Below are 12,482 nucleotides of genomic sequence, written 5' to 3' on the forward strand. Positions count from 1 at the left end.
AAATACGTGGTATAGCGGTGTAAATACGTTATACCACGTTTTTTATGCAAAGCATCATCTACAGCCCCTTCTGTAATGCCAGTTTGTTAGCAGGACTGCTCTTCCTTTTCATGGGTTTCATGATCCGGAAGTACCCCCCTCGCAGTATGAAAGCCTGGTATGGCTACCGCACCTTCTCCTCTACGATTAATGAAAAAACCTGGCATGAAGCCAATCAGTATGCCGCCTATCTTTCCCGGTGTATGGCTTACGTGCTGATCCCTTTCGGCCTGTTAATGGCCTTGTTGTTCAAAACGCAAACGGATGCCTTTCTGTACCTCACCATCTGCCCGGTTATTTTCTGCGCGTTGCTGATGACGGGTATGACCGAGTGGCACCTGTTACAGGTCTTTGATGAAGACGGGGAACGAAAGGGAGATAAGAGAAATGGTGTGGATGTTGGTTAAGGTGTTTTACGTTTGATCATTAACACAGCAGGTACCGGTCTTTGTGATCCATCAGATGTTTTGATGGTATTCTTTCCGTTTACAAACAAAGCGGAAGAACCACCGCCGTCCATATTCATGGCTTCCACACAATGCAGGTCTGTAAAGATCTTTGCCATTTGCGGAAAAATTGCGCCTTCTGCTACTCCTTTATTTCTTCCTTCAATCACCATCATGATCAGTTTGTGATCTGCGGTATAACCGATCGCTGTTCTGGGATGGAAAGCCAATAATGTTCCTCCCATACCTTCTTCTGCAGCGGTTATATAAGGTTGTCCGTTTTGCACGAGGATGGGGCCTCCGCCTACGGCTTCTCTCATCTTCCATTTATGTGCACCCTTTTTTCCGGGTTGATTAGTAGTATCGGTATTGGGTACTTCATATACATAAGGCACTTCTTTTTTACCGACATTATATACCCAGGCAATATCCGGGCGGCCTTTACGGTCGAGGCCAAAAGCAGAGCGGGTGAAGTATTTGTTCTTTACGGATTTTGGGTTCACATCCACTACTTTCCCTTCATGCACTACCAGGTTGAGACTTCTGTTGGTGGTAAAAGAGAAAAAGGTAGTATTCATTACAGCTACCACATTAGGCCCTTCGATGCTATCATACTGTGCAGGTGTATAACGTTTTCCTTTCCCTTCTCTTACACTGATTTCCAGTTGCGGATCTTTCAGGTCTGCTTCCAGGTAAAAAGCCCTGAATGCTTTACCGTCTAATGAATCCGTTGTTTCATATACCTTCACGCCGTTTGGCAGGCCCTGGTTATGTGTTTCGGAGAGGTGCCAGCGCAGTTGAGCAGATGCGAAGGCGGGCAGTGTCAATAGCAGTATTAGTATCCGTTTCATGCCGCAAAATAGAAAAATAAAAGGCCAAAGAGTATACCTCTTTAGCCTTTTAATATCATGGTAATAGTGTTGTTATTTTCTGCCGCTGAAAATGTGTTTTTCAGCATGGTAGGAAGAACGAACCAACGGTCCGGCTTCTACATAATCCAGCCCCATGTTGTAACCGATCTCTCTCAGTTCTGCAAATTCATCAGGATGTACAAAGCGGATCACCGGGAGATGTTTGGGAGTAGGTTGAAGGTATTGGCCCAGGGTCACTACATCACAACCATTGTCTGCCAGGTCCTGCATAGCCTGTACCACTTCTTCCTTGGTTTCGCCAAGGCCTAACATGATACCGCTTTTGGTACGCATGCCACCTTCTTTCAAACGGCGGATCACTTCAAGGCTGCGGTGATATTTAGCCTGGATACGTACCTGTTTGGTCATGCGTTCCACTGTTTCCAGGTTGTGGGATACCACTTCCGGCGCAGCTTCGATCACACGTTCCAGGTTTTCCCAGATGCCTCTGAAGTCAGGGATCAGGGTTTCCATGGTGGTATCAGGATTGAGGGCGCGAACAGCTTTGATGGTATTGGCCCAGATGATGGAACCCCCATCTTTTAATTCGTCGCGGTCTACTGAAGTGATAACGGCGTGTTTTACCTTCATCAGGTAGATGGCTTCTGCCACCCTTTGGGGTTCATCCCAATCAACAGGTTCAGGTCGGCCGGTTGCTACGGCACAAAATCCGCAGCTTCGGGTACAGACATTGCCCAGGATCATGAAAGTGGCAGTACCGGCTCCCCAGCACTCGCCCATATTTGGACAATTTCCGCTTTCGCAGATGGTGTGTAGTTTATGTGTGTCTACCAGGTTCCTTACCTGCCTGTAATTCTCTCCGATCGGCAGTTTCACACGCAGCCAGTCGGGCTTTTTCACTCTCGGCGCAGCTGGTTCAGCTGCGATTACGGGTAATTCTTGCATCGCAAATCCTTTCTTTAATAAGATACAAAGTTACTTATTCCAACGTTTCCCCAGTTGTATTCCTACATAAGCATTGAAAAAGAAGGACTTACCAGCGTCATCCACCATGATTTCCACCTTTTTGGTGTAATATTCGGCATTTATACCTACTTCCAGGGCGGAGACCACTTCGTTGAACTTGGCCCAATCGAAGCGGAACCCTACTTTGGCATGCAGCCCGGGGTTCAGTTTCAATTCGCTCCAGCCTTTGGTAAAGCCGCCGGCGCCATATATCAGGTCACGGTTCAGGAAATCTTCCCGTATGTCTTCGGAATATTTTACTGTCCGGCGGTTATTGGGATCACCGGAATCGTTCATAAGGTCCAGGTAATAAGGCTTCATGAGGCCGAAAGCCAGGCCACCATAGTAGATGGCATTCACTTCCACGCCGTTCTTATTCCCTTTTCCTCCAATAAGGTATTTCTGTCCCACGCCCAGTTTGGCCTGGTAGAAATTATTCTTTTTCCCATATACAAAGGGGGTGGTGCTGATGGTGTAACCCATCTGGGAATTCAATACCCTGGAAGCACGGTCCTGTTTGGGATCTCTTTTTTCTGAAAATTCGAACTGGAAGTAGTTCACGAAAGAGGCGTTCTTACGGAAGCCCATTTCCAGGAAACCTGTCCATCCGTCTGTATTAAGGCGGGCGCCACCGGAAAATTCCCTGTTAAAGAGGTTATCCCCTTCTTCGATCTCCCTGAAAAGTGAGATCTTCCTGAGCCTTTTCTCTTCCTTTTCCTCCTTTTTGGATTGCCGGCTACTTTGGGCATAGAGCATGGTGGAAGTCAGCAATAATAGTAAGAGTACATTTATTTTTTTCACCGTGAGCGCGATTATATTTTAATTAAACGCCTGAATACGTTTTATGTTTTATTCCTATACAAACATAGACAAATTTGTTGAGAGTTGGCAGTAGTTCAGACGTACCTTCGTATAGGCGGATTTACTAAAAATACACTTATTTTACAGACAAATTCATATATCATGCAAACAGCAGCGATCCTTTACAATGGCGAACTCAGAACTACGGCAAAGCATCTCCGGTCAGGTACGGTTATAGAAACAGATGCACCGGTGGATAATAACGGAAAAGGAGAGCGGTTTTCGCCGAGTGACCTGGTGGCAGCGGCCCTTGGTTCCTGTATGCTTACGATCATGGGGATTAAGGCAAGGGATAAGGGATGGAATATTGATGGTACGGCGGTGAGTGTGGAAAAGATCATGGGAACGGAGCCGCGGAGGATTGTTGGGGTGAAGATCCAGTTTGATTTTCCGGCGGGGCATGGATTGGAGGAGAAAGATCAGAAGATCCTGGAGAATGTGGCTTATACCTGCCCTGTGGCGGAGAGTGTGCATCCGGATATTAAGCAGGATGTGACCTTTAACTGGTAATATTTTTCAGGCGGCATAAACAGAACTGCGTTCTGTTTATGCCGGGTTTACGCCTGCGGCGGGCTTTTGATGTTTTTTGAAGGAAGGAATTCATTCCGGTTTCGTGCCAGTGGTGGGCATTTTTTGTTTTTTGACGAAAGGAATTCATTCTGACTTCGTGCCTGCGGAGGGCTTTTGATGTTCCTTGCCGGAAGGAATTCATTCCGGTTCTATGCCCGTGGTGGGTATTTTTGTTTTTGACGAAAGGAATTCATTCTGACTTCGTGCCTGCGGCCGGCTTTTATGCTTTTTGCCGGAAGGAATTCATTCCGGTTCTATGCCTGCGGCGGGCATTTTTATTATGCTTAGGCAGGTTGATTCACGCCAGCTCCCATTCCTCCTCTCCCGTCCAACCCAATTCATCTTCCCGGCATTCATTTACATCAGCCCCTCTGATCAAACGCCGGCCGACCATACAATCCAGGCACTTTTTCTCCTCACAGTAATATTGTTTCAATTGCAGCAAGGACTGGGAATCCCAGGCGGAAGCCGCTATGGTATTTTCTGCCGCCCAGCCGCGGATGATACGGTTATTTTCAGCAGGCAATTGCTGAAGGAACCTCGCGGCCCTTTGCTGGTATTGGGGCAGGCCCATGTGTTTGCCGTATAAATGCAATAAGGGGATGACGGTGTTAATAAGGATATGATGTACTGTACCTTTTCCAATGCCGGCAGTACGCACAGCGGGAATATCAAAACGGTAATGATCTTCCCAATACGGGGAAGGTGCTACGAAAAAGAGTTTTTCCAATGATGGCAGGTCTTCTGTTTCAAGGATGCGGGAAAAGAGATGTGGTGTATGATGCAGCAGCATGGAAAAACAGGCGATCCGCATAGTTGGGAAAGCGGAGGGCCGCATCCTCAGCCAACGCCAGCCATGGGACGGTAAAGGTTCCAGTTGATGTTTATGCTGCAGGAAACGATATTCTTCCTGTAACTGTCGCGGATAAGCATCTTTAAAACTTCCTGCCAGCATACCCGCTTGTCCGAACAATAAAGATTCCAGTCTTTGTAAATGCGGCCGCTGACGGGCCAGTAATACAAAGGGCATGGATTGGGCCAGTTGCAGAAAGGCCTCCGTATTCACCGGCATGCCAAAACCCTGTGCCATTGCCCGAAAACAAACTTCCTCCCAATTAAAATGATTCTGCTGCAGCCAGTTCATAAAAAGGCTGGTTTTACGTTCAAACCTTTCCCGTATGAGTTTGCCCTTCCAGGTTTGCCAATCCTCTTCCGTGATCCGGTGTAATAAAGGGGTGCAGGGAACAAAGGCAGCCTCCTCTTTCAGTTGCTGGTAGCGCTTCAGCAGCATTTTGGGGATCCGCTGCTGTAATTCCAGGCAGGGAATGTTCAGGGCATCTGTATCATGTTCAAAAACAACATGCAGGATCACATTATCATAACGCTGATTGCGATGGTGGCCATGTTTGCGCCAATCCGAGCTGCGGTAATGCAATTCTACATTCCCGGCCCACTCTACTCCGCCAATACGAACCCTGGCGGCTGTAAAGTCTGGTCCGGCATCCCGGTTGAGGGTTCCGGCTTTGATAATGCTGATAGGCTCTCCCTTAATGGTGGAAAGGTGGCGCTGGTCGAACAAACCGAATTGCCAGATATGCTGCAGCAATTCTTCTGAGAATAATGGGTCAACAAACATAAAATACTATTACAAACCGTCAATAAATTACTACAAAAATTATTAAAAATCGAAATTCTGAGACCGTATTTGGAAATTTGGCTCTTCTACCATTACCTTTGCGCACAGTTCTTAAACATCACTTATCCAGAAAGGCAGAGGGTACTGGCCCTGCGAAGCCTTAGCAACCAATTCCGGTTACACGGAAAAAAGGTGCTAATTCCGGCCCCTATATTAGGGGAAAGATAAGTTGGCAGAGATATTACTACAGCATCACTATATTGCTTAGGCTCTTCCAACCCCGGAAGGGCTTTTTTTATGCCTGCTCCTTTCTGCACATTAAGTCGAAAATTCAGAACTTACACGTTTACAGTGAATCGCAACCGCAACGGCTTGTTCGTTTCGTAAAAACATTGATCGACCATGAAACCATCTACGCAACTGATCCACAGCATCCCGATAGATGAACTGACGGGAGCCATTTCGGTGCCGATCTACCAAACTTCAACGTTTGTGCAGGAAAGCCCGGGCATTAATAAAGGATTCGAATTTTCGCGGGCCAACAATCCCACACGGAAAGTGCTGGAAGACCTTATCTGCAGCCTGGAAGAGGGCTTTGCAGGATTCGCCTTTGCCAGTGGAATGTCTGCCATAGATGCCGTATTGAAATTATTAAAGAGCGGTGATGAGATCATGGCTGTGGAAGATACCTATGGCGGCATCTTCCAGATCTTTAACGCCATGTTCGAACGCTTTGGCATCAAAGTGAATTTTGTTGATACCAGCGATATTGATAAAGTGTTGGAAAAGATCACACCGAAAACGAAGATCATTTGGCTGGAATCTCCTACTAATCCCACTTTAAAGATCTCTGATATCAAATCTATCAGCAAGATCGCCAAACAGCATAACATCCTGCTGGTGGTGGACAATACTTTCTCCACTCCCCTGTTGCTGAAACCTATTCCCCTGGGCGCTGATATTGTGATCCACAGTGCATCCAAATATCTCTCCGGCCATTCTGATGTAATAGCAGGACTGGTTGTGGTGAATAATAAAGCGCTGGCTGATCAGATCAGGTTCAACCAGAATATCTCCGGTAGCATCCTCAGTCCTTTTGAAGCATGGCTTACCATAAGAGGAATTGAAACAATGTCTCTCCGGTTGGAGAAACAATGTGCCAATGCTACAGCGGTGGCCACTTTCCTGGCGGATCATCCTGCGGTGGATAAAGTGTTCTATCCCGGACTGCCTACGCATAAGAACCATCATATTGCGCGCAAGCAGCAAAAAGGATATGGCGGTATGGTGAGCTTTTCGCTGAAGGAAGATCAGATCAAAAATGCGATCCGCATTGTAAACGCCACTAAGCTGTTTAAGCTGGCGGAAAGTTTTGGCGGTGTAAAAAGCATGCTCAATCACCCGGTGACAATGACGCACCGCAATATACCTGAAGAATTCCGCCGCAAGGCCGGGCTGCAGGATTCCTGCATCCGTTTGTCTGTAGGTATCGAAGATGCGGAAGATCTCATCAATGACCTTAAACAAGCTTTGGATAAACTTAATCAGCCGATAGGCAAACAAATTACTGTACTGCAATAAACTATGGAAAAGAAGAACATTAATCTTGGCATTTTCGGATTTGGCTGTGTAGGCCAGGGCCTCTATGAAGTACTGAACCGAACAAAAGGTATCAACGCAAGGATCAAAAAGATCTGTATTAAAGACCCCAGTAAACCCCGTCCGATAGACATGAGCTATTTCACGACGGACCCTAACGATATCCTTAACGATCCTACTATCGATGTGGTAGTGGAATTGATCAACGAAACAGATGCTGCATTTAATATTGTAAGCACTGCCCTGAAAAATGGTAAAGCGGTGGTAAGTGCCAGCAAACGTATGATCGCAGAGAACCTGCCTGCGCTGTATCAGCTGCAGGTTGAGAACAAAGTTCCGTTCCTCTACGAAGCATCCAGCTGCGCGAGTATTCCCATCATCCGTAACCTGGAAGAATATTATGATAACGACCTGCTGAATGCAGTGGAAGGTATCTGCAACGGTTCCACCAACTTCATTCTCACCAAGATATTTGAAGAGAACCTGAGTTTTGAAACTGCCTTACAACAGGCACAGGACCTGGGTTTCGCAGAAACAGATCCTACACTGGATATTGAAGGATATGATCCTAAATTTAAGATCGTGATCCTGCTGCTGCATGCATTTGGTACGTTTGTGAAACCGGAGAATGTATACAACTTCGGTATCAGCCACCTGAATGATTTCGATATTCAGTTTGCGCGTCAGCGTAACTGTACCATCAAACTGATCGGTACCTGCCGCAGGCAGAACGGGCATGTGAATGCTTATGTATTACCGCATCTCATTAAAGAGCATAACCTGCTTTATGATGTGTATAATGAATACAATGGCATTCTGCTGGAAAGTGCTTTTACGGATAAACAGTTCTTCGTGGGTAAAGGTGCAGGTGGTACTGCTACCGGTAGTGCTGTACTGAGCGATATTTCTGCATTGCTGTATAACTACCGTTATGAGTATAAGAAGATCAAACAATCCAACCAGCCTGCTTTTACCAATGATCTTCAATTGCAGGTTTATGTGCGGTACAGCAGGCCAGACCAGGTTGATCTTACAGAGTTCTACAATATTTCGGAGAAGTATGAGTCGCCTACCTATCGTTATGTGGTGGGGACTATCAATCTTGATAAATTAAAAGATGCTGCGTGGTTGAAGAATAAAGAAGTGAATTTGCTGGTGTTGGAACATTAGTAGCTCTTCATAAAATTAGAAAAGGCTGTATCAAATATGATACAGCCTTTTTTCTCAGCAAGCCTCCTTGTAAATAAGGATATTTATCTTTCTTATTTCCTGGTATATTCAAGTTTCACTTTGTAGGTTTCATTATACGCAGGATCCGGGTATGTATTCTCAGAATTTACCTCTTTCAACAGGTTACCTTCATAAGTATATACATTGGTATAAGTCGCATGCAGCACACCATCCCTGTAGGATTCTTCTTTTGTGATGTTATTGGCGCTCAGGTTTTCAACGCTGCCCAGGTCATTTAACCACTGATAGTTGCCAAAGAGTTTCTGGAAACCCGGCTTATTATCATAGGTATATTTAGATACAACATCTGCTGTGTAATCAGTACCAGTAAACTTATAGAAAGTACTGCGCGTCTTCACATTATTACCTTCCCAGGTAAGGAGATATTTGTAAATATAACCAGGGTTAGATCCGTCTATCGAATAAATTTCAGAGAGCTTTCCTGAAGTGTATACGAGGGAATCATAACGATTATCTTCAATACCATCTCCGTTAATATCTCCATTGTATACTACCCTGGTTACAGCATCGCCTGTATAAACAATGGTCCTGGTAGTTTTAGAAGTGCCGTTACTTTTTTCGTAAATGGATACTATTTTTCCTCCTTCATAAACCGCACCTTCCGAATAGGATACATATTGCCCGTTACTGGTGTAGGCATAGGATAATTCTTTGAAAGTATTATCTGTATTATAGGAGATGAGGGTAGTATCGTTGCTATCTTCTCCTATTTCGATCATTTTACTCAGGTACCAGGTTTCAGGTGAAGCATCGTCTTTTTTACATGCTCCAAAAAGAAAGGTAATGGCAGTTAAGCCTAACAGTGTTTTTTTCATAGGGGTTTTTACTTGGTGATGTATTCAAATTTTACTTTGTAGGTTTCTGTGCTTGGCGGATCGATGTATTTATCCTCTGCATCAATTGCTTTCAGCAGGTTACCTTCGTATGTGTATACATTGGTATAAGTAGAACGCAGCACATCATCGCTGTACACTTCTTCTTTTACCAGGTTATTAGCACTCAGGAGTTCAAAGGAGTTCATATCACTTAACCAGTTGTAATCTCCCAGGAGGTATTGAAACCCTGGCCTGTTATCATAGGTGTATTTGTTTACGCTATGTAGTGTAAACTCCACAACAGCCACGTTTTTTAAATAAAGACTGCAGGTCTTCACATTATTACCTTCCCAGGTAAGGATGTATTTGGTTACATTTTCTGGTTGCTCTGCATGCAGTCCCCATACTTCAGCCAGTTTTCCGGAGGTATATACCAGGGAATCATACCTGGGAGACACAATATATTCCCCATCCTGATCATTGTCCCAATAGTAATGCACTTTGGTTACCTGGGTACCTGTATAAACAAAGGATTTAGTATAGTGTGAATTAGGATTAAAACTGCTTCTTTCCTTGATACCCACTATTTTCCCTCCTTCATATACCGGCCCTTCCGCAAAGAATTCCAGTTGGCCGTTGTTCATGGCGGAACTGTAGGTTTCTTTGAAAGTGTTATCTGCATTCCAGGAGATCAATGTGGTATCATTACCATCTTCTCCTACCTGGATCAGTTTGCTCAGGTAATACGTTCCGGGTGTGGCATCATCTTTTTTACAGGCCGCAAAAAAGAGGGTCATGGCTGTTAAGCCCAACAGTGTTTTTTTCATAGGGTATTGGTTTATCTGATTTATCGTTTTGTGTATTCCATTATAGTTTTGTAATCTTCCACACGTGCTTCCGGGTATACCATTTCTACTTTTGTATCAACCGCCTTTAGCAGATTATCATCATCATACGTGAATACATTGGTGGTAGTGAGTTCCAGTGTTCCTTCCGGCTGCCTTATCATCTGAGATTTCAGGAGATTATTGGCACTGAGATATTTGAAATTTGACACATCGGCCAGCCATTGGTAATTATTATTCACTAACCGGTGAAATGCCGGTTTTGTATCATAGGTATAATTGATGGTCTGGTAGGGTATAAACTCTGTATCCTGTTGTTTTGAAGAAATATCGCAACGCTTCACATTATCTCCTTCCCAGGTAAGTTTATAAAAGGTAGTGGAGCCGTTCCTGTATTTCACATATAACTCTGCCAGTTTTCCTCCTGCATATACCAGTGAATCACGACTATTGATCACCCAATCTGCCAGGTCCTGATCATACGCCTGATTCTCAGCACTGGTCACCAGGTTGCCCGTATAAACAAAAGAGGTAATAGTATGTGCTACCGGGCGGTTTTGTGTTCTCATTTGAATGCCTGTAATTTTACCGCCTTCGTAAACCGGTAAAAAAGCGTTAAATGCCGGGGCACCATTGTATAAAAATGAATAATTAAATTCCTTCAAAGTATTATCCGGATGCCAGGAGACAAAAGTGGTATCCTTCCTTTCTCCGTACACATCTATCAATTTGGTTAAATACCATTTTTCTGCGGCCGGATCATCCTCTTTTTTACAGGCAGTAAAAAGGAGTGTGATGGCAGTAAATGCCAGCAATATTTTTTTCATAGGATAGGATTGATTTAGCGTTTGCTATATATAAATAATGTCTGGCTGTTCTCTACCAGTGGTGGATCTGCCTGCAGGTATTCCCATTTGGTATCTATTCCTTCCGGAAGGCCTGCGTTGTTGTACGTTAAAGTAATGGTAGTGCGGTCATTGAGTATGCCCGATGGTTGATAGTGAACTTCCTGTTTAATGAGGTTATTGGCACTCAGGTTTTCGAAGTTCGTCATATTCACCAGCCAGATGTAATTATTGTTCAGCAGGAGATGGAGGGCGTCCTTGTTATCATAGGTGTTGGTGGCTATGCTATGCAAAGTATAACCGGCATCTTCCGGTGTTTTGGAAGAACGCTCCACTGTTTTAACATTGCTGCCCTCCCAGGTGAGTTTGAAGAATAATACATACCCGGTTTTTTCGAATTCGTAGAATTCGGACAATTTACCGTTTTTGTACACCAAAGAATCGTAGCTCTGATCGTACCATTCATTGCGTTCGCCATCGTACCCAAAATTATTGATCCTGGTCAGCTGATCGCCGGTGTAAACAAATGATGCCCGGGTACCGGCAGTACCCTGTTCAGATCTTTTTTCCTGGATACGGATGATCTTCCCTCCTTCATATACGGGACCTGAAGCCTGGTAGTCATCACCGGAACCGCTGGAGAATTCTTTAACGGTGTTATCCGCATTGTAAGTTACTGTGGTTGTATCATCTGCGTTTCCGCTTCCTCTTTTCTCGATGGATTTGCTGATGTACCATTTTTCAGCTTTGGGTGTTGTATCATCTTTGTCGTTGCAGCCCGCAAAGAGCAGCATCACAACCGTGATACTTAATAGTGTCTTTTTCATAGGATAGGATCTGTAAGGTTTTACTAGTTAAACTTCGTGTATTCGAACACGGTATTCAATGTTGATGTTTGGTTGTTATCGATATCTTCTATTGTTTCCATTGTTTTTACAACGTTCTTATCTTCCAGCACAAACTCTTTCACCGTACGGGAGAAAAGCACACCACCGGGTAACCTTGTACGCTCTGCTTTGGCCAGCATCTTATCACTCAGGAGGGTAAAGTCCCGGAACAGGTAAAGGAAGAGGAACTGGCCATTGATGCGGTGCTGCACACCAGCTTCCTCCGCATACGTATAGGTATTCACATAAGCCGGTATATCTGTTTCCTGGTTAACATCAAAACCTTCCTCTTTTATAATGTTCTTCCCTTCCCAGGTGAATTTATTCACCCTGCTGCGTACCCCTCCGCTGATCTGGTGATATTCTGCCAGGCGGCCACTCTTGTAAACCAGGGAATCATAATCCAGTATCACCCATTGATTCTGCAGGTTCCAGCCGTACTGGTTGATGCGCACGATATTGTCTCCGTTATAATTGAACGACTTAAAAGGCAGGTTCTTAACGTATTCCATCAGGTACACGAACTGTTTGATGCGGCCATTTTCATACACGATCCGGCATGAATCATTGGCTTCATTTACTTGTTTCACTGTTCTGTTGGAATGGTATGTAAGGCGGATGGTATCTGTTTCTCTTATTATGCTGGAAACCAACCAGTAGTCCACTGGAGGAGCAGGCGGAGTATCTTTTTTCCTACAGGCGGACAGGGCTATTGTCAACACTGTTAAGCATCCAATGGTTTTCAGCATAGCGCATCCTTACATTATAATTTTTTGCATTTCGGGGACAAATATAAATATTATTTTTATAA

General features: G+C 44.6%; 13 protein-coding genes and 1 riboswitch. Of the genes, 4 read left to right on the forward strand and 9 right to left on the reverse strand.

The window, feature by feature from the left end:
• Nucleotides 1–44 precede the first annotated feature (44 nt).
• Nucleotides 45–446 (forward strand): SdpI family protein, encoded by a 402-nt coding sequence (locus AAHN97_RS17620; RefSeq protein WP_343303379.1) that lies wholly within the window; start codon nt 45–47, stop codon nt 444–446.
• Here AAHN97_RS17620 and AAHN97_RS17625 read toward each other — a convergent pair.
• The 3 genes from AAHN97_RS17625 to AAHN97_RS17635 all read right to left on the reverse strand — a co-directional run bounded on the left by AAHN97_RS17625 (nt 443) and on the right by AAHN97_RS17635 (nt 3,163).
• Nucleotides 443–1,336: a phosphodiester glycosidase family protein gene (locus AAHN97_RS17625; protein ID WP_343303380.1), complete on the reverse strand. Its 894-nt coding sequence runs from the start codon at nt 1,334–1,336 to the stop codon at nt 443–445. The two genes, AAHN97_RS17620 and AAHN97_RS17625, sit on opposite strands and share 4 nt — an antisense overlap.
• 72 nt (nt 1,337–1,408) lie before the next feature.
• A complete protein-coding gene (gene lipA / locus AAHN97_RS17630) occupies nt 1,409–2,302 on the reverse strand; it encodes a lipoyl synthase (RefSeq protein ID WP_343303381.1) in 894 nt (297 codons plus the stop codon).
• Nucleotides 2,303–2,332: 30 nt separating this feature from the next.
• Nucleotides 2,333–3,163 carry a hypothetical protein gene (locus AAHN97_RS17635; RefSeq protein WP_343303383.1) on the reverse strand — a complete coding sequence of 277 codons (831 nt, stop codon included), beginning with the start codon at nt 3,161–3,163 and terminating at the stop codon, nt 2,333–2,335.
• Between the two features lie 162 nt (nt 3,164–3,325).
• On the opposite strand from AAHN97_RS17635, the gene AAHN97_RS17640 reads away from it, so the two are divergent.
• Entirely contained in the window at nt 3,326–3,733 is a 408-nt protein-coding gene (locus AAHN97_RS17640; RefSeq protein ID WP_343303384.1) for an OsmC family protein, read from the forward strand.
• 358 nt (nt 3,734–4,091) lie between these two features.
• On the opposite strand, the gene AAHN97_RS17645 is transcribed toward AAHN97_RS17640, so the two are convergent.
• Nucleotides 4,092–5,429 (reverse strand): DUF2851 family protein, encoded by a 1,338-nt coding sequence (locus AAHN97_RS17645; protein ID WP_343303385.1) that lies wholly within the window; start codon nt 5,427–5,429, stop codon nt 4,092–4,094.
• Nucleotides 5,430–5,548: 119 nt separating this feature from the next.
• Nucleotides 5,549–5,660: riboswitch (SAM riboswitch) on the forward strand.
• Between the two features lie 171 nt (nt 5,661–5,831).
• Here AAHN97_RS17645 and AAHN97_RS17650 point away from each other — a divergent pair.
• Both AAHN97_RS17650 and AAHN97_RS17655 read left to right on the forward strand, forming a co-directional pair.
• Nucleotides 5,832–7,010, forward strand: coding sequence for a trans-sulfuration enzyme family protein (locus AAHN97_RS17650; protein ID WP_343303386.1), 1,179 nt, complete (start codon nt 5,832–5,834; stop codon nt 7,008–7,010).
• Nucleotides 7,011–7,013: 3 nt separating this feature from the next.
• Nucleotides 7,014–8,198, forward strand: a complete 1,185-nt coding sequence (locus tag AAHN97_RS17655) for a homoserine dehydrogenase (protein WP_343303387.1) — start codon at nt 7,014–7,016, stop codon at nt 8,196–8,198.
• Between the two features lie 92 nt (nt 8,199–8,290).
• On the opposite strand, the gene AAHN97_RS17660 is transcribed toward AAHN97_RS17655, so the two are convergent.
• Genes AAHN97_RS17660 through AAHN97_RS17680 form a run of 5 tightly spaced genes read right to left on the reverse strand, consistent with a single transcriptional unit; the run spans nt 8,291 to nt 12,420 of the window.
• On the reverse strand, nt 8,291–9,094 hold the full coding sequence (locus AAHN97_RS17660) for a hypothetical protein (RefSeq protein ID WP_343303388.1): 804 nt from the start codon (nt 9,092–9,094) through the stop codon (nt 8,291–8,293).
• An 8-nt stretch (nt 9,095–9,102) separates the two neighbouring features.
• Nucleotides 9,103–9,921, reverse strand: coding sequence for a hypothetical protein (locus tag AAHN97_RS17665; protein WP_343303389.1), 819 nt, complete (start codon nt 9,919–9,921; stop codon nt 9,103–9,105).
• A 20-nt stretch (nt 9,922–9,941) separates the two neighbouring features.
• Nucleotides 9,942–10,766, reverse strand: a complete 825-nt coding sequence (locus AAHN97_RS17670) for a hypothetical protein (protein ID WP_343303390.1) — start codon at nt 10,764–10,766, stop codon at nt 9,942–9,944.
• Between the two features lie 14 nt (nt 10,767–10,780).
• Nucleotides 10,781–11,611 carry a hypothetical protein gene (locus AAHN97_RS17675; protein WP_343303391.1) on the reverse strand — a complete coding sequence of 277 codons (831 nt, stop codon included), beginning with the start codon at nt 11,609–11,611 and terminating at the stop codon, nt 10,781–10,783.
• Between the two features lie 23 nt (nt 11,612–11,634).
• A complete protein-coding gene (locus tag AAHN97_RS17680; protein WP_343303392.1) occupies nt 11,635–12,420 on the reverse strand; it encodes a hypothetical protein in 786 nt (261 codons plus the stop codon).
• Nucleotides 12,421–12,482 lie beyond the last annotated feature (62 nt).

Source organism: Chitinophaga niabensis (genome assembly GCF_039545795.1).
GTDB classification, from domain to species: Bacteria; Bacteroidota; Bacteroidia; order Chitinophagales; family Chitinophagaceae; genus Chitinophaga; species Chitinophaga niabensis_B.